The organism is Candidatus Regiella insecticola LSR1 (assembly GCF_000143625.1).
GTDB classification, from domain to species: Bacteria; Pseudomonadota; Gammaproteobacteria; order Enterobacterales; family Enterobacteriaceae; genus Regiella; species Regiella insecticola.
This window is the reverse complement of the sequence record NZ_GL379590.1, coordinates 154,876-178,918: the sequence shown is the minus strand read 5'-3', so window position 1 is coordinate 178,918 and position 24,043 is coordinate 154,876. Positions and strand designations below refer to the sequence as shown.

The following is a 24,043-nucleotide window of genomic DNA, read 5'->3' as shown; positions in this document are numbered from 1 at the left end:
ATATACCCTTCGCCTTTCAAGTTACGGCGGCGTTGGCAACGATCTCTCATCCTCTGTCATGTACCGATTCGATTGATTGCCGCCTTGCCGTAACTTGAAATTCATTGGGTATAGACTTCTTGCAAAACCTACTGCGTGGTTCGAATTCTGTGCTACGGTTTTGCAGGCAGTGTGACAATATTAACCACGTATTCATTACGTGGTTTTTTTCTAAGGGAATTTTTATGGAACACCCCATCAAAAATAAACTAAAACGAGGTTTAACTGCCCGACATATTCGTTTTATGGCATTGGGATCAGCCATTGGTACTGGTTTGTTCTATGGTTCGGCAGATGCGATAAAAATGGCAGGGCCTAGTGTATTATTGGCTTATTTAATCGGCGGTGTAGTGGCGTTTATTATTATGCGCGCGCTGGGAGAAATGTCGGTTAACAATCCACAAGCCAGTTCCTTTTCTCGTTATGCTCAAGATTATTTAGGGCCGATGGTAGGTTATATTACCGGCTGGACTTACTGTTTTGAGATTTTGATTGTCGCCATTGCCGATGTCACTGCTTTTGGTATCTACATGGGTGTTTGGTTTCCTGAGGTACCACATTGGATTTGGGTGTTGAGTGTGGTGTTAATTATTGGCGCTATCAACATAATGAGCGTTAAAGTTTTTGGTGAGTTGGAGTTTTGGTTCTCATTTTTTAAAGTCGCCACTATTATCGTTATGATATTGGCGGGTATTGGTATTATTTTCTGGGGCATAGGTAACGGAGGCCAACCGACAGGAATACATAATCTCTGGACTCAGGGTGGTTTTTTTAGTCACGGGATTATTGGCATGCTGCTGTCGTTGCAAATGGTGATGTTTGCTTATGGCGGTATTGAAATTATTGGCATCACTGCCGGTGAAGCGGTAGATCCTAAAAAATCCATTCCAAAAGCGATTAATTCTGTACCTTGGCGCATTTTAGTTTTTTACGTAGGTACCCTGTTCGTCATTATGTCCATTTATCCATGGCACCAGGTTGGCACCCATGGCAGCCCGTTTGTGCTGACCTTTCAACATTTAGGCATCACCATTGCGGCAAGTATTCTTAACTTTGTCGTCATTACTGCCTCTATATCAGCAGTAAACAGTGATGTTTTTGGCGTGGGTCGTATGCTGCACGGGATGGCAGAACAAGGAAACGCCCCTAAAGTATGTACCGCTATCTCGAAGCGAGGCGTGCCTTGGGTAACGGTGGTTACTATGATGTGTGCGATGCTGGTGGCGGTTTATTTAAATTACCTTATGCCAGAAAACGTTTTTTTAGTGATCGCTTCACTGGCGACCTTTGCCACAGTTTGGGTGTGGATCATGATCCTGTGCTCGCAAATCGCTTTTCGCCGTTCTTTAAACCAAAATCAAATTAAAGCACTAGATTTTCCGCTACGAGGCGGTGTTTTTACTTCAGTGGTGGCAATTATCTTTCTGCTGTTTATTATTGGATTAATTGGTTACTTCCCTGCTACTCGTATCTCGCTTTATGTTGGTTTCGCGTGGATAGCATTACTTGTAATCAGTTATTATCTTAAAATAGGTTATCAGCGAAACAAAAAACGGTAGATATACCCTTCGCCTTTCAAGTTACGGCGGCGTTGGCAGCGATCATTCATCCTAGTCATGTACTACTTGTACATTCCTAGGATTCGATTGATTGCCGTCTTGCCGTAACTCGAAATTCATTGGGTATAACCGCCGCTTTAAAACAAAGGTATAAGTTAATTATGGCAACCTCCTACAACACCGATTTTTATGGTTGGACACAACAGCAAGCAGAGTTATTAAGGTCTGGTGATGTAAATCAACTAGACAAAGAAAATTTGTTAGAGGAAATAGAATCAATGGGGCGGAGCGAACGTAGAGAATTGGAATCGCGTTTAGAGGTTCTGATCACCCATCTGCTTAAATGGCAATACCAAGAAGGGTTACGTATTCGTAGCTGGCGGCTGACTATTGTAGGCCAACGAGCAAAAGTAAACGATTGCCTTGCTGAAAGCCCCAGTTTAAAACACAAACTCAGTGAATCTTTAGCAAAAGCATATCGTTATTCGCTGATCAGCGCAGAAAAAGAAACCAATATTAGCCGTAAAGTCTTCCCCAGCGTCTGCCCTTGGTCGTTTGAACAAATTATCAATAGCGAATTTTATCCAGATTAAAATAATAAAACCGCTTTTCGGGCGGTTTTATTATCGAGCGGCACTAAAGCTTAGCAGTGTGTTCAGATAAGTATTTTTTTACGCCATCAGCTGAAGCTGTCATACCTGCTTTCCCTTTTTCCCACTGTGCTGGGCAAACTTCACCATTTTCTTCATGGAATTGAAGCGAATCTACCATACGCAGCATTTCATCGATATTACGACCTAATGGCAGATCATTGACCACTTGATGACGTACTATCCCTTCTTTGTCGATTAAGAAAGAAGCCCGCAGTGCGACGCCGGCTGGATGTTCGATACCATAAGCCTGGGTAATCTTGTGATTAACATCAGACACCATAGGATATTGCACTGCACCAATTCCTCCTTCATCAGTAGAGGTATTACGCCAGGCGTTATGAGTAAATTGTGAATCGATGGAAACACCAATAATTTCAACCTCTTTTTCCTTAAATTCTTGGTAGCGTTTATCAAAAGCAATAAGTTCTGTAGGGCAAACAAAGGTGAAATCCAGCGGCCAGAAAAATAACACCGCCGCTTTGCCTTTAATGTGATTTTTAAAATTAAAATTATCCTTAATTTCGCCGTTACCGAGCACTGCCGTGGTAGTAAAATCAGGGGCTTCATGAGTGACTAAAACCATAAATTATTCTCCTCCTGGTTAATATCAATGAACTTGCTTTATATTTTTTTCTGTCTATACCCTCTGTCTTTGAAGCCGCCGCCTTGCCGTAACTCGAAAGTTCATCGGCCTTACCCCTGCCGCGATGCTGCAACTTGAAGGACTCTGGGGATAAAACAGCACAGGGAGTATAGTAGATTAATCACAAAAGAAAGAAATAAATAGCAGTAAAAAATCTTTCCCTCATTAATTCCTTGCAGCTAATTATCGACGGCTCTAGACTAGGCCGCTTATTTTTTTAAAGTTAATTGAAGTGAAAACATGCGTGTTGACGATTTTTCTTTTGAGCTGCCAGGATCACTGATTGCCCATTATCCACATACTCAGCGCAGCGGTTGTCGTTTATTATCGTTGGACGGGCAAAATGGCAACATTACGCACGGCGTTTTTACTGATGTATTGGATAAATTACAAGCAGGTGATCTGCTGGTATTTAATGATACTCGTGTTATTCCCGCGCGACTATTTGGTAAAAAAGCCAGCGGGGGCAAGCTAGAAATCTTGGTGGAACGCCTACTGGATAAGCATAGGGTATTAGCGCATATCAAAGCGTCTAAGGCACCGAAACCCGGTACGCAATTACAATTGGGCGATGATAAAAGCGAGCATACTGCGATTCAAGCTACTGTATTGGCACGTTTAGACAATCTATTTGAATTACGTTTTGATGATCAACGGGATGTGCTGACTATTTTACGCGCTATCGGTCATATCCCTTTGCCTCCTTACATTGATAGCCCAGATGAAAAAAGTGATCGTGAATTATATCAAACAGTATATAGCCAACGTCCTGGCGCGGTTGCCGCCCCGACTGCAGGGCTGCATTTTGATCAACCACTGCTTGATGCATTACGAAAAAAAGGTATCGAAATGGCGTTTGTTACCTTGCATGTTGGTGCTGGCACCTTTCAGCCGATACGGGTAAAAAATATCGAAGAGCACAGCATGCACGCTGAATACGCAGAGGTACCGCAAACGGTGGTAGAGGCAGTATTAGCCTGTAAAGCCAGAGGAAAAAGAGTGATCGCCGTAGGAACAACCTCGGTGCGATCATTGGAAAGTGCCGCCATGCAACGTGCGGAAAAAAATGAGAATATACCCTTCGCCTTTGAAGCCGCCGCGTTGTTGGCTGCGGACATTCGCCCGAATCACGTAGTAGATCTACGCTCATCGGGTCGCACGCCCTGGCCGCCTAGCGGCAACTTCAAAGACTGTGGGTATAACCCCGGTAGCAATGCGTTAATAATGCCTTTTTTCGGCGATACGCGGATTTTTATTTATCCGGGATACCATTATCAAATAGTCGACGGCTTGATCACTAATTTTCATTTACCGAAATCAACCCTGATCATGCTGGTTGCCGCCTTTGCCGGTTATAAAAATACGATGGCAGCTTATCAGCTTGCAATAGAAAAAGAATACCGCTTTTTTAGCTATGGCGATGCCATGTTTATTAGCCGTAATCCCCTGGCCGCACAAGAAAAAATAAACACTGGGAGGTGACGTGAAGTTCGAGTTACTAAACACCGATGGCAACGCCCGCCGTGGCCGCTTGGTATTTAAACGTGGCACAGTTGAAACCCCTGCTTTTATGCCCGTTGGCACTTATGGCACGGTTAAAGGGATGACACCAGAAGAAGTCAAAACCAGTGGCGCTCAAATTTTATTAGGTAATACCTTTCATCTTTGGTTGCGCCCCGGTGAACAAATCATCAAAAAACACGGCGATCTGCATGATTTTATGCGATGGCAGAGCCCGATTTTAACCGATTCTGGTGGCTTTCAAGTCTTTAGTTTAGGCGCAATGCGTAAAATAAAAGAAGAAGGGGTTTATTTTAATAGCCCCATTGATGGCAGCAAGGTATTCCTTAGTCCAGAAAAATCGATGGAGATCCAAAAGGAGCTGGGCTCTGATATTGTGATGATTTTCGATGAATGTACTCCCTATCCGGCTGATTGGGATTATGCTAAAAAGTCTATGGAATTATCATTGCGTTGGGCACAGCGTAGTCGCCAACGCTTTGACGAATTGAATAATCAAAATGCGTTATTTGGTATCATTCAAGGCGGGATTTACCCCGATTTACGCGATATTTCATTGAATCAACTGTTAGAGATTGGCTTTGATGGCTACGCGGTGGGGGGGTTAGCCGTGGGAGAGCCAAAAGCTGAGATGCACCGCATTTTAGAGCATATTTGCCCACAGATCCCACAAGAGAAACCCCGCTATTTAATGGGCGTAGGTAAGCCGGAAGATTTGGTTGAAGGGGTGTGTCGTGGTATTGACATGTTTGACTGTGTGATGCCGACCCGTAATGCGCGCAACGGTCATTTATTCGTCACTGAAGGGGTGATAAAAATACGTAATGCTAAGCATAAAGAGGATGACTCTACACTGGACAAAAACTGTGATTGCTACACTTGCTGCCATTATAGTCGAGCCTATTTGCATCATCTTGATCGTTGTAACGAAATGCTAGGCGCTCGGCTTAATACCATCCATAATTTACGTTACTATCAGCGTTTAATGGCCGCTTTACGACAAGCTATTGAGGATAAAAAATTAGAGGACTTTGTCAAAGAATTTTATTATCAAATTGGTATATAGCCAATGAATTTCGAGTTACGGCAAGGCGGCAAGGGCGACCGACCGATGAGCGTAGACCTACTACGTGATTCGGCGAGCACCCGCAGCCAACACCGCCGTAACTTGAAAGGCGAAGGGTATATCCCCTTTGTCTTTGGATTTGCCGATACGGTGTAAAGATTAAGCTAGAAAAATCTCCCCCTTTAATTTTAAAATGCCCGGTTTTAAGAGACAGCTCGCAAAAGCAAGGACTGATTTGTAGTAAACTATTTTCCTATTATTGATAACGTTAATTAAAGAGGTAATGTTAATGAGTTTTCTTATACCTGAAGCTATCGCTTCTGCTGGTGATCCGGCACAAGGAAATCCGTATTCAATGATCATTATGCTAGTGGTATTTGGCCTAATTTTTTATTTTATGATCCTACGACCGCAACAAAAACGAACCAAAGAACATAAAAAATTGATGGACTCAATTGCTAAAGGCGATGAAGTATTAACTACCGGCGGGTTCCTGGGTCGTGTTATTAAAATTGCCGAAACCGGTTATATTGTGATTGCGCTTAATGACACCACTGAAGTGATGATTAAACGTGATTTTGTCGCTGCCGTGTTACCCAAAGGTACTATGAAAGCGTTATAAATAATTCCGATTTTTTCTAAAGGAACTGCTGTGCTAAATCGTTATCCCTTGTGGAAGTATTTGATGTTGATTTTTTTTATCCTCATCGGTTTGCTCTATGCGCTTCCTAACCTTTATGGTGAGGATCCAGCAGTTCAAATCACTGGCGTGCGAGGCATCGACGCCAATGAAACAACGCTGCATCAAGTTCAGGCGGTGTTAGTAAAAGAAAAAATACCGAGCAAATCAATGGCGCTTGAAAATGGCGCAATTTTAGTGCGTTTTAGTGATCCTGATCTTCAGCTACATGCGCGTGAAGTATTAATGACGGCGCTGGGCGGTAAATACGTCATCGCATTAAATTTAGCCCCTGCGACGCCCGCTTGGCTGGCGGCACTGGGTGCTGATCCGATGAAATTGGGGCTTGATTTACGCGGTGGTGTCCATTTTTTAATGGAAGTTGATATGGACACGGCATTAAGCAAGCTGCAAGAACACAATATAGATAGCCTACGCGCTGATCTGCGGCAAAAAAATATCCCCTATCTCTCGGCAGCTAAGCAGGATCAGACCAACTATGCGGTTTTCATCCGCTTTGCGGACGATAAATTACGTGATACGGCGATCAGCTACCTTTCATCACGTCACCGTGATCTGGTCATTAACACTGATGGCAATAATCAATTAAAAGCCTTGATAAGTGATGAACGTTTGCGTGAAGCACGTGGGTATGCACTGCAACAAAATATTACCATTCTACGTAATCGAGTAAATCAATTGGGGGTGGCTGAGCCTTTAGTGCAGAAGCAAGGGGCTGACCGGATCGTCGTTGAATTACCTGGTATTCAAGACACGGCACGGGCTAAAGAAATCTTGGGTGCCACTGCCTCACTTGAATTTCGGTTACAAAATACTAACATCGACCCCAGCGCCGCCGCCGCCGGCCGTGTACCCGGTGATTCTGAAGTGAAACTGACCAGCGAAGGACGCCCGGTAGTGCTTTATAAACGGGTGATCCTAACCGGTGATCATATTACCGACTCAACATCTAGCACGGATGAATATAATCAAGCTCAGGTTAATATTTCGTTAGACAGTGCGGGTGGGTCAATCATGTCTAATTTTACCAAAGATAATATTGGCAAGCCGATGGCCACTTTATTTGTAGAATACAAAGACAGTGGGAAAAAAGATATTAATGGCAAAACGATTTTCGTTAAACAAGAGGAAGTCATTAACGTAGCGACCATTCAATCACGTTTGGGCAACAACTTCCGGATCACAGGTATTGCTAACCCCGTTGAAGCACGCCAACTTTCTTTACTATTACGTGCAGGTGCTTTGATTGCGCCGATCCAAATTGTAGAAGAGAGAACCATTGGCCCGACACTCGGCGCGCAAAACATTACTCAAGGTTTAGCCGCTTGTTTATGGGGTCTGATCGCATCCATTATCTTTATGGTCATTTATTATCGTAAATTTGGCTTGATAGCCAGTAGCGCGCTCTTGGTTAACCTGGTGTTGATCGTGGGTATCATGTCACTACTTCCAGGAGCGACATTAACCATGCCGGGCATTGCAGGCATAGTGCTAACATTAGCGGTTGCTGTTGATGCTAACGTACTGATTAACGAGCGGATAAAAGAAGAACTTCGCAATGGGCGTTCTATCCAACAAGCGATACATCAAGGTTACCAAGGGGCTTTCTCTAGTATTGTTGATGCTAATGTCACAACACTGATCACGGCCATTATTCTTTACGCGATCGGCACCGGTTCGATTAAAGGTTTCGCGATCACCACAGTAATAGGCGTAATAACCTCAATGTTTACGGCAATAGTCGGCACACGTGCTATTGTTAATCTTCTGTACGGTGGAAAACGTATTAATAAGCTGTCGATCTGATCTTACAAAAATAATATTAGACTTCTTGCATAACCTACTGCGTGGTGTGAGTTTTTGCCTTGTGCGGTGCTGCTCGCAACCCTCATGTACTCTGTGTATATACCCAATGAATTTCGAGTTACGGCAAGGCGACCAGGGCCGGGCGACCGATGAGCGTAGACAAACTACGTGATTCGGCGAGCACCCGCCGCCAACGCCGCCGTAACTTGAGAGGCGAAGGGTATACACAGCGGTTGCTGCGCTCCGCGGGTGTTTCGGCTTCATACCACTCGCTACGACTTTGCAAGAAGTTTATTTTTAGGGATCCTTTATTTATAAGGAATGCAAGTGGCGCAAAATTATACTGTCGAACAATTAAACTACGGTCGTAAAGTCTATGATTTTATGCGTTGGGATAGCATCGCATTTGGGGTTTCATTACTTTTATTAGTCGCCGCTATCCTGGTGATGTCAACACGGGGTTTTAACTGGGGTTTAGATTTTACTGGCGGCACGGTCATTGAAGTCAACCTAGAACATCCCGCTAATCTCGATAAAATGCGTGATAGCATACAACAAGCCGGTTTTTCTACACCAGTGATTCAAAATTTTGGCAGTACACGTGATGTTATGATACGTCTTGCACCGACGCTACCTGCCGCAACAGCAATATCGACAACAATGCCCACTAGCGGTGCTAATCAAGAAATCGGCAATAAAATTATCACTATTATCAATGAATCTATTGATAAGAATGCCACGGTTAAACGCATTGAATTTGTTGGGCCAAGCGTGGGGAGTGAGTTAGCGCAAGCGGGCGCGATGGCACTGCTGATTGCGTTACTCTCTATTTTAATTTACGTCGGCTTTCGCTTTGAATGGCGATTGGCACTGGGGGCTGTTATTGCGCTGGGTCATGATGTTGCCATAACGCTAGGTATTTTATCGTTATGTGACATTGAGATCGATTTGACCATAGTGGCATCTTTGATGTCGGTTATAGGCTACTCATTAAACGACAGCATTGTGGTTTCGGATCGCATCCGTGAAAATTTTCGTAAGATAAGCCGTGGGACTTCTTATGAAATCATTAACATTTCGCTAACCCAGACATTGAGTCGAACCATTATGACTTCTGCGACGACCCTGGTTGTGGTGTTGATGCTGTATATTTTTGGCGGCACTATGCTACAAGGTTTCTCATTAACCATGTTAATTGGTGTTTCAATCGGCACAGTTTCATCGATTTATGTTGCTTCGGCATTAGCGTTAAGATTAGGCGTGAAACGCGAACACATGCTACAGCAAAAAGTTGAAAAAGAAGGCGCCGATCAGTCTTCCCTCTCACCTTAAGATACCTATGCATTGCCCATTTTGTGCAGCTGTTGATACCAAAGTCATCGATTCTCGCTTAGTGAGTGATGGCTCACAAGTCCGTCGTCGGCGCCAATGTTTGGTGTGTCATGAACGCTTGACGACATTTGAATCTGCTGAATTGGTTATGCCTAGAATGATCAAAAGTGATGCCATTCGTGAGCCATTTAATGAAGAAAAACTACGCCAAGGGATGCTAAAAGCGTTGGAAAAGCGCCCGGTGAGTTTAGATGATGTTGAAACAGCGATTAACCATATTAAATCTCAGCTACGGGCGACAGGTGAACGAGAAGTGCCAACAAAAATGGTAGGTAATTGGGTAATGGACGCGCTAAAAAAATTGGATAAAGTGGCCTATATCCGTTTTGCTTCAGTGTACCGTAGCTTCGAAGATATTCGTGAATTTGGTGAAGAAATTGCGAAATTGGAAGATTAGTGGCGATCAAAACGAATGATTATCACAAAAAAATGATCACGGGTTTCAAAAAACAAAACATAAAATAATAATATGCACGAAAATAATATTCTTCATGATAAAAAATATATGGCAAGAGCTTTAGAGCTGGCGCTTTTGGGGCGATTTACTACCGCCCCTAATCCCAATGTTGGTTGTGTTATTGTGCGTGAAGGAAAAATAGTCGGTGAGGGCTATCATGTGCGTGCAGGAGAGCCACATGCCGAAATCAATGCGCTTAACAAAGCAAAGGCAAAGGATGAGGCTCGAAATGCGACTGTTTATGTCACACTAGAGCCCTGTTGTCATACCGGACGTACCCCCCCTTGTACTGATGCATTAATAGCCGCCGGAATTAAACGTGTGGTGGTCGCTATGCCTGATCCTAACCCACAAGTTTCTGGGCGTGGTATCTATCAGCTGCAACAAGCAGGGATTGTGGTCGATTATATCGGCTCAACAACGATAAAAGCTAAAGCTGAAGACATTAATCGTGGTTTTTTAAAGCGGATGCGTACCCGTTTTCCTTATCTGCAATTAAAAATGGCCGCCTCTTTGGATGGCCGCACGGCGATGGCCTCGGGTGAAAGTCAGTGGATCACTTCAAAGGAAGCACGGCAGGATGTGCAAAATTTTCGCGCGCAAAGTGATGCTATTCTCAGTACCAGTGCCACAATCCTAGCCGATAATCCTGCACTGACAGTACGGCACGGAGCGTTAGCAACCTCCGTTCAGAAAATCTATCCAAAACATGGTCTCCGCCAACCTACCAGAATCATCATAGATAGCTGCAATCGGGTCATGCCCTGTCATCGAGTGATTACGGAACCAGGTGCTTGTTTATTAGCAAGAATGACCGCCGATCAACAAATCTGGCCTGATAATATTGAGCAGCTGTTCTTGCCACCATCGGAGGAGGAAAAACGCATCGATTTACGCTTATTTATGATGGAGCTGAGCAGGCGTCAAATTAACTCAATTTGGGTCGAAGCGGGAGCGACACTTGCCGGGGCGTTATTACAAATAGGGGTAGTAGATGAATTAATCCTCTATTTAGCCCCTAAATTATTAGGTGATAATGCGCGTGGATTGTGTGTTCTTCCCGGGATAGATAAATTGAATCAAGCTCACAATTTCACTCTCCAAGAGGTTTGCCAGATCGGTTCAGATTTGCGCTTGCGTTTAACACCGAACCCATAGCGACCCCCTTGTTCCTTCCTTATTTTACAAATGTGCTAACACAGCCAATGAAAGAATATGATAGAATGCGCCCTTTACAACGGACATCCCATTGTCATGTAAGGAATCGCCATGAATGTCATTGAAGGTATTGTGAATAATCCGGATGCCCGTGTGGCGATTGCGATTGCACGTTTTAATACTTTTATCAACAACAGCCTGCTCGAAGGAGCAAGAGATACGTTAAAACGTTTTGGCGGTTTGCCGGAAGAAAAAATTACGGTCGTCTGGGTGCCTGGTGCTTATGAGCTACCGCTGGCAGTCAAAGCGTTGGCAGAAAGCAAGCGTTACGATGCGATTATTGCGTTAGGCACCGTGATTCGAGGTGGAACGCCGCATTTTGAATATGTGGCTGGTGAATGCAGTTCTGGTTTATCAAATATCGCGATGAATAGTAATATTCCTGTCGCGTTCGGGGTGTTAACCACCGAAAATATTGAACAAGCCATCGAACGAGCCGGTACAAAGGCAGGAAATAAAGGTTCAGAGGCAGCCTTGGCAGCACTTGAAATGGTTAGCGTAATGAAAGCTATCAAATCTGAAATTTAGTTAAAAAGGAAATTGAGTGAAACCGACAGCTCGCCGTCGCGCTCGTGAGTGTGCTGCTCAGGCGCTTTACTCTTGGCAATTATCTAAAAACGACATCGCTGATATTCAATCATACTTTCTATCAGAGCAGGATATGAAAGAAGTAGACATTAATTATTTTGGCCAATTGTTATCTGGCGTCGCCGTCGATACTGCAACTTTAGATCGATTAATGGCACCTTATCTGTCTCGTCAGATCGAAGATTTGGGGCAGATTGAAAAGGCCATTTTGCGTCTTGCCGTATTTGAATTAAGTCAGCGTGATGATATCCCTTATAAAGTCGTGATTAATGAAGCTATTGAGCTAGCCAAAATTTTTGGCGCAGAAGACAGCCATAAATTTGTTAATGGGGTGCTGGATAAAATCGCCCCGATAATTCGCAAAAGAAAACAATTAAATACTAGTCAGGTTATACCCACAACCCTTCAAGTTGCCGCTAAGCAGCCAGGGCGTGAGACCAATGAGCGTATGCCCAATGGAATTTCGAGTTACGGTAAGGCGGCAATCAATCGAATCGGTACATGACAGAGGATGAGTGATCACTGCCAACGTCGCCGAACTTGAAAGGCGAAGGGTAATAGATAAAAAATCCATCAGCTACTGCATAGCCTATCTGGAAAATATTTTATGACCTGTGGCGAATTTGATCTCATTACTCGCTATTTTAACTGCTCTAAAAATAAACGCCCGGATGTACAGTTAGGGATTGGTGATGATTGTGCACTCTTGGCAGTGACCGATGAACAATGGTTAGCCGTTAGTACTGATACTTTGGTATCGGGAATTCATTTTCTGCCTGAGATTGCGCCACAGGACTTAGCTTATAAAGCGTTGGCCGTAAATCTGAGTGATTTATCTGCGATGGGGGCAGAGCCCTGTTGGTTATCCTTAGCGTTAACAATGCCTAAAGTGGATGAACATTGGCTGAAAGCGTTCAGTGACAGTTTGTTCGAACAGCTTGATTATCAGGGTATGCAATTGATTGGCGGCGATACCACTCGAGGCCCCCTAAGCCTGACACTAACTGTCCATGGGCACTTGCCGGCAAACAAAGCGCTGACCCGCGCGGGTGCCAAGAGTGGTGATTGGATTTATGTCAGTGGCACCTTAGGTGATAGCGCCGCAGGTTTAGCCATCTTGCAAAAAAAATTAGCCATTGATAATGCCGAAGATAGAAAGAGGCTTATTGAGCGGCATTTACGACCGGAAGCACGCGTTTCACTCGGTTTAGCACTGCGCGGTCTGGCCAATTCAGCGATTGATATTTCTGACGGATTGATTGCTGATTTGCAGCATATTTTAACAGCCAGTCGATGTGGTGCAAAAATTGAATTAGATAAACTGCCCTACTCAGATGAATTGCAAAAGTATGATGATATTGAAAAAAAACAGGGCTGGGCACTTAATGGCGGTGAAGATTATGAATTGTGTTTTACCGTGCCGGAATGCAATAGAGTCGCGTTAGAAGAAAGACTTAACCACACAGAGGTTAATTATAGCTGTATTGGCAGCATTACCTCAGACATCGAAAAAATTCATTTTTTTAAAAAAGAACAGTCTGTTGAAATAAAGGCACCCTATTTTAACCGTTATGGTTTTGACCATTTTGCTGTGACAACAGTTGATGATGAAAGCAAGTAAACGTTTACAGCTAAGCAATCCCTACCATTTTTTAGCGACCGGATTCGGCAGTGGTCTGTCTCCTGTCGCGCCCGGAACTATGGGATCTTTGGCTTCTATTCCAATTTGGTTACTGTTGATTCAACTCTCATGGCCATTTTATTTTCTGTTACTGATATTGAGTATTGGCCTCGGTATTTACCTTTGTCACCGTACCGCCAAAGATATGCAAGTTCATGATCACGGAAGTATTGTTTGGGATGAATTTGTTGGTATGTGGATCACCCTGATGGCATTACCGGTTAATAATTGGCAATGGGTAGCGTTCGGTTTTGTTCTCTTCCGTACGCTAGATATTTGGAAACCTTGGCCTATCCGCTGGTTTGACCGCAATGTATCGGGCGGTATCGGCATTATGCTTGACGATATCATTGCGGGTTTAGGTGCCGCGGCTATTATCTATTGTTTAGCGATATAGCCGAATCAGTCTAATTTGATTCTGCGTTGTCGTCGCTTGTCGTACTATTTGTAATGTCTGCGTGCCTCCGCCTTGAATCAAATTAGACTGATTCGGCTATATTGATATCCTCCACTCTATCATTCAATTTCAGCTAAATTTCCCTTCTCTTGTAGCCAATTGCGTCGATCTTCTGCCCGTTTTTTGGCTAACAGCATATCCATTATCGCTAATGTGTGATCCATATTGTCATCATCGATAGTCAATTGCACCAGTCGCCGGGTATTGGGATCTAGCGTAGTTTCACGCAGTTGCAACGGATTCATCTCCCCTAATCCTTTAAAGCGCTGTACATTCGGTTTGCCTCGTTTACGCTGAAGTTGTTCTAATATTCCGGTTTTTTCTTCTTCGTCCAGAGCGTAAAAAACTTCTTTACCTAAATCGATGCGATACAGTGGCGGCATCGCCACATAAATACGCCCATCACGCACCAAAGAACGGAAATGACGCACGAAAAGTGCACATAGTAACGCAGCAATATGCAAACCGTCCGAATCAGCATCGGCCAAAATACAGATTTTACCGTAACGAAGCTGACTTAAATCCTCGTTGTCAGGATCAATGCCGATAGCAACTGAAATATCATGCACTTCTTGTGAGGCTAAAATTTCATCAGAAGCAATTTCCCAACTATTTAAAATTTTACCTTTGAGCGGCATGATGGCTTGATATTCACGATCACGGGCTTGTTTTGCTGAGCCTCCGGCAGAATCCCCTTCTACCAAAAATAATTCGGTAAGACTCAGCTCATTTGAACTACAATCTGCTAACTTACCTGGTAGCGCCGGGCCACTCATCAATTTTTTACGTACCACTTTTTTAGCCGCCCGCAGTCGGCGTTGAGCATTACTAACGACAAATTCGGCGAGTTGTTCCGCTGTTGATCTATTTTTATGCAGCCATAAACTAAAAGTATCTTTCACAATCCCGGAAGCAAAGGCTGCACATTGGCGAGAAGAAAGCCGCTCTTTGGTTTGCCCCGCAAATTGTGGATCTTGCATTTTGACCGATAAGACATAAGCACAGCGCTCCCAAATATCATCGGCAGAAAGCTTCACGCCTCGGGGTAAAATATTACAAAATTCGCAAAATTCACGCATTGCATCCAATACGCCTTGACGTAATCCGTTAACATGGGTTCCTCCTTGTATCGTTGGAATCAAATTAACGTAACTTTCCGTCAGTAATTCGCCTCCCTCTGGTAGCCATAATAATGCCCAGTCAATGGCTTCGGTGGCCGCGCTAAAAGTGCCGATAAAGGGTTTTTTCGGCAATGTTATCAGACCATTGACAGATTCCATTAAATAATCAGTCAACCCATCTGCGTAGCACCAACGTTGTTCGGTGTTATTCACCTCATCTTTAAAACAGATTTTGATGCCAGGGCAAAGCACGGCTTTTGCTTTTAATAAATGTGATAGACGTGAAACAGAAAAGCGAGGACTATCGAAAAAAGAAGCATCAGGCCAAAAATGAACATGGGTACCGGTGTGACTTTTAGTACAAGTACCGATAATTTGTAAATCCTGTACTTTATTACCCTGTTCAAAAACAATACGATAAATCTTTCCGTTGCGTTGTACTGTTACCTCAAGTCGCCGAGATAAGGCATTGACGACGGAAATACCAACACCATGTAATCCACCTGAAAATTGATAACTTTTATTCGAAAATTTTCCGCCCGCGTGAAGGCGACATAAAATAAGTTCAATTGCCGGAACACCCTCTTCTGGATGGAGATCTACCGGCATACCACGCCCATCATCGCTGATTGACAACGACTGATCAGCATGCAAAATAACATTGATACGATGAGCGTATCCAGCCAGCGCTTCATCAATACTATTATCGATAACCTCTTGGCCTAGATGATTTGGGCGGCTGGTATCGGTATACATTCCTGGACGACGACGCACTGGCTCTAAACCACTGAGTACTTCAATAGCATCCGCATTATAATTGGAGTGATTCATTTTCACTTGGCTCAAAGTAGATTTAGAATTAAGCGTTAAAAGATAGAGCATCGATACAATATTATGCTAGAGCCGATTCGAAATCTTCTTTAGCGATGCTCAGACAGCGAGCACAAGAGATTTCGAATCGGCTCTTAGAGACCGACCGACGAGTCAGCTGCCAGCAGATTCTATCCTTTGTTGGCAAGGAATGTAATGACGGTTTTACAAAAAGTTTAGTAACCATTCGCATTGATATCAGGATAGAACAATCCGTTGGCTAAACGTTTTACTTGCGTTTTCACCGTGCCATCAGGTTGTAGATTGATACAACGCCATCCTGGTGCCGCATTATCAAGCGTAAAAGTAGCATGGTCTGGTTTAAATTGGATACAAGTAGAAGGCGTTGCTAATAGTCGTTTACCACACCAATTCAAATCAATCTCTTGGTGGATATGCCCACATAGTAAGGTTGTCACCCGCGGATAACGCAATACTATTTCTGCTAACATTGATGCATTACGTAAATTATTTTGATCAAGCCAGCGACAACCACAAGCGAGTGGAGGATGATGTAGTGCCACTAAAGTATAGTGCTGTGGAAACATTTGTAAGCACTGTTCCATCCATAATAATTGATGATCACTCAAATGACCGTAAGGTTGCTCTGATACTTGGCTGTCTAATAAAAGAATTTGCCAGTTATCACTGATGGTAACTTGCTTAGTGGCAGTGATGCCCTCATCGAAAAGCACATCCGCCATTATTTTCTGATTATCATGATTACCAGGTAGCCAAACACAAGGTGTGGGTAATAATTCAGCCATGCCCCTTGCAAAATATTGATAGCTGGTAATAGCAGGCTCTTGCGCCAAATCACCGGTGGTGATAATCAGATCAAAACGCTGTTTCTGGGTAGCTATCGCCTCCAATACCGCACTATAACTATCTGCGGTATTAATCCCCAATAAGGTTTTCTTTTTATCGGCAAAAAGATGAGTATCGGTTAATTGTAAAATTCTTATCTCAGTTTCATTGGCGGGCACAGGCAGTTTAAACAAGTTTTCCAAATACGCTCCTTTTTTCATCGAAACTCTATATATACCCTTAAAGACGAAGGGTATATAAAAAGTAACTGCGCTTTTTCGCTCAAGAAAGTTTTGAATAAGTATAATTTGTTTAAAAATAGCAAATCTGTTAACGAAGACGCACTTTTACTATTTTGTTACCACTATTTCCATTCTTCCTTGAGGGCTTGAAAATGTAACGCAAGCCATTGTAGTGCAATGATTGACGCGGCATTGTCAATCACGCCTTCTTCAACCCAGCGATAAGCTTGTTCACGACTGACAACATGAACACGAATGTTTTCATTCTCTTCTAACAAACCATGAACGCCCTTAGCTGTAGTGGCATCAACTTCACCGACCATAATCGACAAACGTTCATTCATCCCCCCAGGACTGGCCAAATAGCGCAACATTGGTCTACAACGCTTAAGTTCAATACCGGCTTCTTCTCGTGCTTCTCGACGTGCTACTTCTTCAGGATTTTCACCTGTCTTTATCATCCCAGCAATTATTTCCAATAACCAGGGACTGTTATTTTCATTAGCCCCAATAGCACCAATACGTAATTGTTCTATTAATACCACTTGATCGAGTAATGGATCATAAGGCAATAAACCCACCGCATGATCACGGATAAGGACTTCCCGTATTATTTCATTGCTCATGCCTTTATTATCAAATAATTTATGACGTAATTGATATGACTTTAAAGTAAAAAAACCTTTATAAAGTGTTTTACATCCGGTAATTTCTACATCTTTTTTTTTGAAATTAACCGGTGAAGATTGGCCATCTTGAGGGTATAGTGTCATTATCTTTTTCCTATAAGAGATTATGTTTATTTTCATTTTTAATAGAAACATTCTCTATTTTTTTAATTTATCATAATAAGCATTACTCACATTACTAATATGCTGACCTAACAGAGATTTTCAACTTAATATACTCTTCGCCTTTGAAGCTGCCTTCGGCTGCCAGGGCAGCCGACCGATGAGCGTGGACATACCATGAAGGCGAGCACCCGCAGCCAACAACGCGGCGGCTTCAAAGGTGAAGGGTATATATCTGATTAAGTTTAGGTTAAATTTAAGTGATTTAAGGCAAGATGACGCAACAGACTATCTTTATTATAAAAATAAGCGACTGCACAATTTAAGGATTATAAATGAAGAAATTGCTCCCCCTGATGATCGGATTGAGTTTAGTCGGCATCAGTACTTTAAGCCAAGCAGAGAATCTATTGCAAGTTTATAAACAAGCGCAACTAAGTAATCCAGATTTACGTAAAGCGGTCGCTGAACGTGATGCTGCATTCGAAAAAATCAATCAAGCCCGTAGCTCACTATTACCACAGTTGGGGTTAGATGCGGGTTATTCCCACTCACGGGGATTTCGTGATAATAGTAACTCTAATAGTCATGTCACTTCAGGGAGCGTAGTTTTAAAGCAAACTATTTTTAATATGTCACAATGGCGAAATTTAACATTAGAAGAGAAGCAAGCGAATATTCAGAATATTATTTTTCAAGCCAATGAACAAAAATTAATTCTTGATACTGCGACCAGTTATTTTGATGTATTACGTGCTATAGATAAGTTGTCTTACACTGAGGCACAAAAGAAAGCCGTTTATCGTCAATTAGACCAAACAACCCAACGTTTTAATGTGGGTCTGGTTGCTATCACTGATGTACAAACTGCACAAGCCAATTACGACGAAGTATTAGCGAGGGAAGTCGATGCTCGCAACAAACTCGATAACGCTCTGGAATCCCTGCGTCAAGTGACAGGTGTTTACTATCCTGAATTGGCTTCTTTAAATCTCAAACGTCTAAAAAAAAAACACCCCGAGACGGGTGATCATTTATTAGAACAAGCCGAAAAACATAATTTGGGATTGATCTCTGCTCGTCTCAAGCAAGATTTAATACGAGAAAAAATTAAAAAAGCCGAAACCGGTTATATGCCGACGCTAGATCTAACAGCTTCTACATCAGTGAGTAATCGCCGTAATACGAATCAGTTTAGTGATAGTGACAACGGCGAGCATAAAATCGGTCTGTCTTTCAATATGCCATTATATAACGGTGGCGCTACTTATTCTGTGGTTAAACAAGCACAGTATGATTTTATTGGAGCCAGTGCAGAATTAGAAAGTGCGCAACGCAGTGCAGTGAAAGAGGTTCGTTCTTCATTCAATAATATTTCAGCTTCCATCAGCAGTATCAGCGCTTATCGACAAGCAGTGGTTTCTGGTCAAAGTTCACTCGATTCTATGGAAGCCGGTTATCAGGTTGGTACTCGTACTATTCTTGATGTGCTCAATGCAACCACTACGCTCTATAATGCTAAACAGCAGTTGGCCAATGCGCGTTATGATTATTTAATCAATGAATTAAAAATAAAATCAGCACTGGGCGTCTTAAACCCAGACGATCTAATCGCCTTCAATGAAATATTAGATACACCTATTGCGACTTCCAGCCTGGTTCTAACAACGGAAGAAATAGCGCCCACGTCAAATCAACAAGATACACCAACCGATGTAGCCCCCATATCCATCGATACTGTCCCAAAAAATGGGGGTAATCCATTCCGTAGTTAACTGAGAAAGTATCAATTACTAATTGAGATTAACATATTGATATAAATTAAAATAAAAAATAGAAATAAAAGGATGGATGTCGCATTTAATGCTTGCATTCACGACAAGAAAATGTAGTATGCGCAACAGCGTCGGCATGTAGCGCAGCTTGGTAGCGCACCGTCATGGGGTGTCGGGGGTCGAAGGTTCAAATCCTTTCATGCCGACCAATATTATATCGGTTAGTATCTTTTACTGACTGTAGTTTTAAAGAAACCCGCCTTCTAAATGAGTTTGCGGGTTTTTTGTTGCCTGTTATCTTTCGGTGTGGCATGGTTATACTCTGTTTTTTAGGGACTAGATTTGGGACTCTATCTTTTAGTGCCCAAAATAAGTAGTCCCATAGTCCTATTAATGGTGATTAATATGGCGATACAAGTAAAGCCTCTAACCAATACCGAAGTGAAAGCAGCAAAGGCAGTCAACAAAGATTTATCTTTGTATGATGGCGGTGGATTGCTGCTGTTTGTTAAATTATCAGGCGTTAAAACGTGGCGTCTACGCTACTATCATCCCTCAACGAAAAAGCGAACAACCTTAACGCTAGGACATTACCCCGCTTTATCTCTGGCAGAAGCCAGACGTGTACGAGAGGAGATAAGAGCACTCTTGGCACAAGGGATCGACCCGCAGGAGCAACAAAGACAGCAGCAAGAGAAAGAAAAGGCATCTAATAACAATACTTTTGCTAAAATCACTGCCGATTGGTTTGCAGTAAAAAAATCAAAAGGGTTAACCAAAGATACACCTAATAATATATGGAGATCACTGGAAAAGAACATCTTCCCTTACGTGGAAGGGATTTCTATCAATAATCTAACCGCACAAACATTTATACAAGCCATGCAACCTATTCGTGCCAGTGGTCGATTAGAAACAGTACGACGGGTTACGATGCGTATTAATGAAGTAATGAACTATGCCGTTAATGCAGGGTTGATACAGGCAAACCCTGCTACGAAGATCAGCCAGGTCTTTGAAAATCCAGTAGTAACGCACATGCCTACAATTAGGCCGGAAAAACTGCCAGAACTCATGCGTACACTGTCTATTGCCAATATAGAGTTACAAACCAGACTGGTGATAGAATTTCAATTACTGACAATCACCAGACCATCAGAAGCCGCTACCGCTCGTTGGGATGAAATCAATCTGATTGATAAAATATGGACAATTCCAGCCGGTCGGATGAAAATGGCGCCGGGAACATGTTGTGCCGCTCTCTCCCCAATCACTGGCGGTATTAGAAGCGATGAAACCGATCAGTGCACGCCAGCCTTACGTGTTCCCCTCATTCAAAAATCCATTAAAACCAATGAATAGTGCAACAGCGAACATGGCTCTACGCCGTATGGGGTACAAGAACATATTAGTGGCACATGGATTTAGATCTATTGCCAGTACAACTCTCAATGAGAAAGGGTTTGCTCCAGATGTAATTGAAGCAGCATTGGCACATGTTGATACAAACAAAGTACGTAGTGCCTATAACCGCAGCACTTTCTTTTATTGATAGGGTAATTATTATCTTGAGTACATAATACTCCTGTTAAATATTCATCAATACGGACTGATATACTTTTTTTTGGGGCATTAAAGTGTCAAAAAATGAAGGATATCAGTCAATCATGAGAGGCATTAATTAATGAACGATTCATTTCTTGACGAATACGCCGAGTTTGCTTATATGGATTTGCATGCTGTGTTAAACACTTTTATCACTGAAGATTATTTAAACCATTGTGAAGCGCATTCCTACCTGTGCCGCCTCCTTAACGGCAGCACGGGTCTCTCTCCCCGATAAAAATCTATCGTAAGCCTCTCAATCCCCTACCTTTTGATGACTATCAAGCACTGCCCCCTCGAAACCGCCTCGGTTATACAAGCATTGCGAAAGGCTGCTGTTTGTAATACCGAATACAACTTTACTCTCTTCTATTTACAGCGACAGGCGTTAATCCATCGACTCAAAACGACCGGCAAGCCGGTTCCTAACGCCCTCATAACCAAAAATAGCCACAACGGTCGACTCTCTCTCGCTTGCAAAATAGCCATTATTACGCTGTACGAAAAAACACATGGAAAGATTTCAGCCAATTATACGCAAGCGGCCAACATCTTGTCAGCTTATGCGCTTGAAGCGGGCTGTAATCACAAATTCAATAAAGACACGCTTAAAAACTGGTACGAAGCCGTCAAAGACAACCTATAAAAAATGTCTGACCGCTAATTAAGAGACGAGGGGGCTAAATTAGCCCCCCATTTCTTTCTATCTGTTAAAAAAAGATCAATCATCTTTTCCTCTGCGGGGCATCCCGTTTACTCAAGGAAAAAAGAGCAATGTCAATGTTAAATCGTAAAATTTTATTGAGAAAGGAAGTGAAGTCCATTCTGCGTATTGCCTCCGACAGCGCTTTAGATGAAATGTGGAAAAAACATGATTTCCCTAATCCAATCCGCATTGGCATTCGTCGTATAGGGTGGTATGCCGATGAGATGGAAGGCTGGCTAAGGGGGCGTGATGAAGAGCGTTTATCCAGGGAGATCGCGTCATGAAACAGTCACAAATCAGCATTGAAAGTTATCACAAATTAAATCGGGCTAAAATCTATTGCACTTTTTGCATTTGGATCTGATACAAAAAGACATCAATGGAATGCAGCAATTTGTTCTTCCCCCTATCGTAAGTTATATCGCCGATGATCTCTGTTGGGTACTGAGTGAATTAAAACAGCAAGGTTTTTGTGATCACGTTCTCAAAAAGTAAAAATTATTGAGGTTCTTTTACCTGCTCAGACTGAGCCGAATGGCAGCGGGTTATTGATACCGTTTTCTATTGAGGTCAGACTGAGTAGGTCGCTGTTGAAACACAAACTGCTTGGCTGTTCCATTCGCTGACTCATTCGGTTGTAACTTTATCTCAAAAGATAGGGCTTCACCACGTGTTGAAAACTGCTTTCGTACAGGATACCCTCATTGGAGTAGCGCTCGTCGATCCATTTACCGGAAGGTCATTTACCAACTGCCATTATTTTTGTTTACCTAATGCACGAGTCACGATAGCTTCAGTCTTATCTAGTACTTTAAGTAAGTCATTGACCTTATATGTCGAAGAAACTGTAATTTTTTGCTGGTCATTTTAATACATATTAATCTCAGTTTTCTCATTCTTGCCTAAAAAACCAGCTATTGCATCACATTCAAATTTAACTCATTAATTTTGAATGTGATGCTCTTTTTATCGTCCTGCCCTTCAGAAAAACGCATTATTGTATCTATTTTAATCCCTTGTTTTTCCAGCTCAGATACGAGATCATTGTTACAATTAGGTTTAGCGTAAAGGGTAATCGGGTAATCATTTTTATGCGGCTCATCTTCTGTAGTGCCTCATCCTTAATTCAACGATTCAAGCTAGTATTTTTATACTTACTGATTGCTATTAATATTCTTCTCGGGAAATATACCACGGTAACTTTTGGCCGTTTTTCAACCGTCACTGACCTTAAAAAAGGTCAGTCTTTCATCATTCTGCTTAATGATGAAATACAACCTCCATGCTAAAAGAATATCAAACTAATTAGCTTTTTTTACAGGCTCCGATTTCGTGAACGCAGCGCCAACCGCCTGTACTTTTAAGCGTGCCGCCTCATCCAGCCAAGGCCGCTTTTTTTAAGTACATTGCACCGGGTGTCGAGCATTTTTCTCATAATTTACCTGCGTTGTAGCTATTCCAGTTGTGCAATACGCTCGGCAAAAAATCTATTTATTTTAGTAAGATGAACATGAAAAACTAATCCATTTTTCTGTCGGGATCGCTAAACTTTTCCTCTTCTTGCTTATAGTGTGCAAGAGCCGGGGCGATTTGTCCTGATTCTGGAGCGATAGAATTAGTTATCAACCATAACGCATATTTTTTAAAGCGGACATGATTAACTATTTTATCAATAACACTAATTCCAACATCTCTTTGGCCAGTTTCGTAGTTTCTTATTGCTCCAAGGCTCACACCAGTTTCACTTGCAAATTGTGGCTGGGTTAAACCTTCAACAGTACGAATTTTTTTTAATTTTTCCCCATAATGGCTTGACATGATCTTCTCCTGAGGATTATTATCTACAAACATCTTCAAAAGAGGATTTTTAGAAGTAATCTAAATAATTTTAAACCAATCCAGTAAGGATAACTCATGGAAGCAGTGCAACAAAATAGACCATTGGAAAGTGAATTGATCCGCGCTCCAAAATCAAAAGAAGGTATTGTTTCATTGACGCAAAGGAATCCGCATCCTTCCATCGCTAGTGCTATGGAGTTATCTCTTTCTTATTTAACAGCAAATAATATCAGGCCAAGCATGACACTTAGTGAGTATGCAAAGTTTACTGGCATGGAATTAAGACAAGTTCAAAGTGATGCTGAGCGTAACTACCTCCCATTATTGAAACGCACGATAAACAATCGAAGAGAATTAAAACGTATCAATATGGTAGCTCTTTATGCAATCCCTGTTATCGAGTGTTTTGATACCATCGAAAAGCGCGTTTGAGGGAATATATGACACACCCCCCTACTTCCATAAGTCGTCATTCCAAAGCATACCGTGGGTTTACCATTACCTACT

The 24,043-nt window shown here is 42.4% G+C and carries 25 protein-coding genes, 1 tRNA gene and 1 pseudogene; 22 read left to right on the top strand and 5 right to left on the bottom strand.

The window, feature by feature from the left end:
• Positions 1-224 precede the first annotated feature (224 nt).
• Both proY and REG_RS04425 read left to right on the top strand, forming a co-directional pair.
• Positions 225-1,598: a proline-specific permease ProY gene (proY, locus tag REG_RS04430; protein ID WP_006704631.1), complete on the top strand. Its 1,374-nt coding sequence runs from the start codon at positions 225-227 to the stop codon at positions 1,596-1,598.
• A 161-nt stretch (positions 1,599-1,759) separates the two neighbouring features.
• Entirely contained in the window at positions 1,760-2,191 is a 432-nt protein-coding gene (locus REG_RS04425; protein ID WP_039907293.1) for a DUF29 domain-containing protein, read from the top strand.
• A 43-nt stretch (positions 2,192-2,234) separates the two neighbouring features.
• Here REG_RS04425 and REG_RS04420 read toward each other — a convergent pair whose 3' ends face one another.
• A complete protein-coding gene (locus tag REG_RS04420; RefSeq protein WP_006704629.1) occupies positions 2,235-2,834 on the bottom strand; it encodes a peroxiredoxin C in 600 nt (199 codons plus the stop codon).
• A gap of 300 nt (positions 2,835-3,134) precedes the next feature.
• On the opposite strand from REG_RS04420, the gene queA reads away from it, so the two are divergent.
• From queA to pgpA, 12 genes and pseudogenes are all read left to right on the top strand, one after another.
• A complete protein-coding gene (gene queA / locus REG_RS04415) occupies positions 3,135-4,376 on the top strand; it encodes a tRNA preQ1(34) S-adenosylmethionine ribosyltransferase-isomerase QueA (RefSeq protein WP_006704628.1) in 1,242 nt (413 codons plus the stop codon).
• A 1-nt stretch (position 4,377) separates the two neighbouring features.
• Complete coding sequence (tgt, locus tag REG_RS04410) at positions 4,378-5,481, top strand: tRNA guanosine(34) transglycosylase Tgt (protein WP_006704627.1); 1,104 nt, start codon at positions 4,378-4,380, stop codon at positions 5,479-5,481.
• Between the two features lie 3 nt (positions 5,482-5,484).
• Positions 5,485-5,637 carry a hypothetical protein gene (locus REG_RS13155; protein ID WP_176603424.1) on the top strand — a complete coding sequence of 51 codons (153 nt, stop codon included), beginning with the start codon at positions 5,485-5,487 and terminating at the stop codon, positions 5,635-5,637.
• 133 nt (positions 5,638-5,770) lie between these two features.
• Positions 5,771-6,103 carry a preprotein translocase subunit YajC gene (gene yajC / locus REG_RS04405; RefSeq protein WP_039907291.1) on the top strand — a complete coding sequence of 111 codons (333 nt, stop codon included), beginning with the start codon at positions 5,771-5,773 and terminating at the stop codon, positions 6,101-6,103.
• Between the two features lie 30 nt (positions 6,104-6,133).
• Entirely contained in the window at positions 6,134-7,987 is a 1,854-nt protein-coding gene (gene secD / locus REG_RS04400; RefSeq protein WP_006704625.1) for a protein translocase subunit SecD, read from the top strand.
• Between the two features lie 327 nt (positions 7,988-8,314).
• Positions 8,315-9,319: a protein translocase subunit SecF gene (gene secF / locus REG_RS04395; RefSeq protein WP_039907288.1), complete on the top strand. Its 1,005-nt coding sequence runs from the start codon at positions 8,315-8,317 to the stop codon at positions 9,317-9,319.
• Between the two features lie 7 nt (positions 9,320-9,326).
• Complete coding sequence (gene nrdR / locus REG_RS04390; protein WP_039907287.1) at positions 9,327-9,776, top strand: transcriptional regulator NrdR; 450 nt, start codon at positions 9,327-9,329, stop codon at positions 9,774-9,776.
• A 72-nt stretch (positions 9,777-9,848) separates the two neighbouring features.
• Positions 9,849-10,994: a bifunctional diaminohydroxyphosphoribosylaminopyrimidine deaminase/5-amino-6-(5-phosphoribosylamino)uracil reductase RibD gene (gene ribD / locus REG_RS04385; RefSeq protein WP_006704622.1), complete on the top strand. Its 1,146-nt coding sequence runs from the start codon at positions 9,849-9,851 to the stop codon at positions 10,992-10,994.
• Between the two features lie 111 nt (positions 10,995-11,105).
• Positions 11,106-11,582 (top strand): 6,7-dimethyl-8-ribityllumazine synthase, encoded by a 477-nt coding sequence (ribH, locus tag REG_RS04380; protein WP_006704621.1) that lies wholly within the window; start codon positions 11,106-11,108, stop codon positions 11,580-11,582.
• A 16-nt stretch (positions 11,583-11,598) separates the two neighbouring features.
• Positions 11,599-12,012 (top strand): annotated as a pseudogene (gene nusB, locus REG_RS04375) (transcription antitermination factor NusB); the annotation flags it as partial.
• Positions 12,013-12,249: 237 nt separating this feature from the next.
• Positions 12,250-13,263: a thiamine-phosphate kinase gene (gene thiL, locus REG_RS04370; RefSeq protein WP_006704619.1), complete on the top strand. Its 1,014-nt coding sequence runs from the start codon at positions 12,250-12,252 to the stop codon at positions 13,261-13,263.
• Positions 13,247-13,720 carry a phosphatidylglycerophosphatase A gene (gene pgpA, locus REG_RS04365; protein WP_039907285.1) on the top strand — a complete coding sequence of 158 codons (474 nt, stop codon included), beginning with the start codon at positions 13,247-13,249 and terminating at the stop codon, positions 13,718-13,720. The genes thiL and pgpA overlap by 17 nt, the downstream gene beginning before the upstream one ends.
• A gap of 119 nt (positions 13,721-13,839) precedes the next feature.
• Here the strand turns inward: pgpA and parE are convergent, their stop codons facing one another.
• The 3 genes from parE to nudF form a co-directional block, all read right to left on the bottom strand.
• A complete protein-coding gene (gene parE, locus REG_RS04360) occupies positions 13,840-15,732 on the bottom strand; it encodes a DNA topoisomerase IV subunit B (protein ID WP_039907353.1) in 1,893 nt (630 codons plus the stop codon).
• 215 nt (positions 15,733-15,947) lie between these two features.
• Positions 15,948-16,781, bottom strand: coding sequence for a 3',5'-cyclic-AMP phosphodiesterase (gene cpdA, locus REG_RS04355; protein ID WP_176603427.1), 834 nt, complete (start codon positions 16,779-16,781; stop codon positions 15,948-15,950).
• A gap of 161 nt (positions 16,782-16,942) precedes the next feature.
• Complete coding sequence (gene nudF, locus REG_RS04350; RefSeq protein WP_039907283.1) at positions 16,943-17,593, bottom strand: ADP-ribose diphosphatase; 651 nt, start codon at positions 17,591-17,593, stop codon at positions 16,943-16,945.
• A gap of 353 nt (positions 17,594-17,946) precedes the next feature.
• Here nudF and tolC point away from each other — a divergent pair, with 353 nt between their 5' ends.
• From tolC to REG_RS13150, 7 genes are all read left to right on the top strand, one after another.
• A complete protein-coding gene (gene tolC, locus REG_RS04345) occupies positions 17,947-19,386 on the top strand; it encodes an outer membrane channel protein TolC (protein ID WP_006704614.1) in 1,440 nt (479 codons plus the stop codon).
• 132 nt (positions 19,387-19,518) lie between these two features.
• A tRNA-Pro gene (locus tag REG_RS04340) sits at positions 19,519-19,595 on the top strand.
• A gap of 196 nt (positions 19,596-19,791) precedes the next feature.
• Entirely contained in the window at positions 19,792-20,748 is a 957-nt protein-coding gene (locus REG_RS04335; protein ID WP_050749316.1) for an integrase arm-type DNA-binding domain-containing protein, read from the top strand.
• On the top strand, positions 20,678-20,938 hold the full coding sequence (locus REG_RS14595) for a tyrosine-type recombinase/integrase (RefSeq protein WP_407078944.1): 261 nt from the start codon (positions 20,678-20,680) through the stop codon (positions 20,936-20,938). Before REG_RS04335 ends, REG_RS14595 begins: the two co-directional genes overlap by 71 nt.
• A 327-nt stretch (positions 20,939-21,265) precedes the next feature.
• Positions 21,266-21,637, top strand: a complete 372-nt coding sequence (locus REG_RS04330) for a hypothetical protein (RefSeq protein ID WP_039907278.1) — start codon at positions 21,266-21,268, stop codon at positions 21,635-21,637.
• Between the two features lie 134 nt (positions 21,638-21,771).
• Positions 21,772-21,981, top strand: coding sequence for a helix-turn-helix transcriptional regulator (locus REG_RS04325; RefSeq protein ID WP_311317243.1), 210 nt, complete (start codon positions 21,772-21,774; stop codon positions 21,979-21,981).
• Positions 21,982-22,036: 55 nt separating this feature from the next.
• Entirely contained in the window at positions 22,037-22,192 is a 156-nt protein-coding gene (locus REG_RS13150) for a derepression protein (protein WP_006704612.1), read from the top strand.
• Between the two features lie 1,023 nt (positions 22,193-23,215).
• Here REG_RS13150 and REG_RS04320 read toward each other — a convergent pair.
• A complete protein-coding gene (locus REG_RS04320; protein WP_039907279.1) occupies positions 23,216-23,515 on the bottom strand; it encodes a helix-turn-helix domain-containing protein in 300 nt (99 codons plus the stop codon).
• 96 nt (positions 23,516-23,611) lie between these two features.
• Here REG_RS04320 and REG_RS04315 point away from each other — a divergent pair, with 96 nt between their 5' ends.
• Entirely contained in the window at positions 23,612-23,968 is a 357-nt protein-coding gene (locus REG_RS04315) for a hypothetical protein (RefSeq protein WP_006704611.1), read from the top strand.
• The last annotated feature ends 75 nt before the right edge of the window (positions 23,969-24,043 follow it).

What these genes read in the sequence shown, in the direction of transcription:
- proY (WP_006704631.1), top strand. Translation starts at nt 225, where the DNA reads ATGGAACACCCCATCAAAAATAAACTAAAACGAGGTTTAACTGCCCGA.
- REG_RS04425 (WP_039907293.1), top strand. Translation starts at nt 1,760, where the DNA reads ATGGCAACCTCCTACAACACCGATTTTTATGGTTGGACACAACAGCAA.
- REG_RS04420 (WP_006704629.1), bottom strand. Translation starts at nt 2,834, where the DNA reads ATGGTTTTAGTCACTCATGAAGCCCCTGATTTTACTACCACGGCAGTG.
- queA (WP_006704628.1), top strand. Translation starts at nt 3,135, where the DNA reads ATGCGTGTTGACGATTTTTCTTTTGAGCTGCCAGGATCACTGATTGCC.
- REG_RS13155 (WP_176603424.1), top strand. Translation starts at nt 5,485, where the DNA reads ATGAATTTCGAGTTACGGCAAGGCGGCAAGGGCGACCGACCGATGAGC.
- yajC (WP_039907291.1), top strand. Translation starts at nt 5,771, where the DNA reads ATGAGTTTTCTTATACCTGAAGCTATCGCTTCTGCTGGTGATCCGGCA.
- nrdR (WP_039907287.1), top strand. Translation starts at nt 9,327, where the DNA reads ATGCATTGCCCATTTTGTGCAGCTGTTGATACCAAAGTCATCGATTCT.
- ribD (WP_006704622.1), top strand. Translation starts at nt 9,849, where the DNA reads ATGCACGAAAATAATATTCTTCATGATAAAAAATATATGGCAAGAGCT.
- ribH (WP_006704621.1), top strand. Translation starts at nt 11,106, where the DNA reads ATGAATGTCATTGAAGGTATTGTGAATAATCCGGATGCCCGTGTGGCG.
- thiL (WP_006704619.1), top strand. Translation starts at nt 12,250, where the DNA reads ATGACCTGTGGCGAATTTGATCTCATTACTCGCTATTTTAACTGCTCT.
- pgpA (WP_039907285.1), top strand. Translation starts at nt 13,247, where the DNA reads ATGATGAAAGCAAGTAAACGTTTACAGCTAAGCAATCCCTACCATTTT.
- parE (WP_039907353.1), bottom strand. Translation starts at nt 15,732, where the DNA reads ATGAATCACTCCAATTATAATGCGGATGCTATTGAAGTACTCAGTGGT.
- nudF (WP_039907283.1), bottom strand. Translation starts at nt 17,593, where the DNA reads ATGACACTATACCCTCAAGATGGCCAATCTTCACCGGTTAATTTCAAA.
- tolC (WP_006704614.1), top strand. Translation starts at nt 17,947, where the DNA reads ATGAAGAAATTGCTCCCCCTGATGATCGGATTGAGTTTAGTCGGCATC.
- REG_RS04335 (WP_050749316.1), top strand. Translation starts at nt 19,792, where the DNA reads ATGGCGATACAAGTAAAGCCTCTAACCAATACCGAAGTGAAAGCAGCA.
- REG_RS14595 (WP_407078944.1), top strand. Translation starts at nt 20,678, where the DNA reads ATGAAACCGATCAGTGCACGCCAGCCTTACGTGTTCCCCTCATTCAAA.
- REG_RS04330 (WP_039907278.1), top strand. Translation starts at nt 21,266, where the DNA reads ATGACTATCAAGCACTGCCCCCTCGAAACCGCCTCGGTTATACAAGCA.
- REG_RS04325 (WP_311317243.1), top strand. Translation starts at nt 21,772, where the DNA reads ATGTTAAATCGTAAAATTTTATTGAGAAAGGAAGTGAAGTCCATTCTG.
- REG_RS04320 (WP_039907279.1), bottom strand. Translation starts at nt 23,515, where the DNA reads ATGTCAAGCCATTATGGGGAAAAATTAAAAAAAATTCGTACTGTTGAA.
- REG_RS04315 (WP_006704611.1), top strand. Translation starts at nt 23,612, where the DNA reads ATGGAAGCAGTGCAACAAAATAGACCATTGGAAAGTGAATTGATCCGC.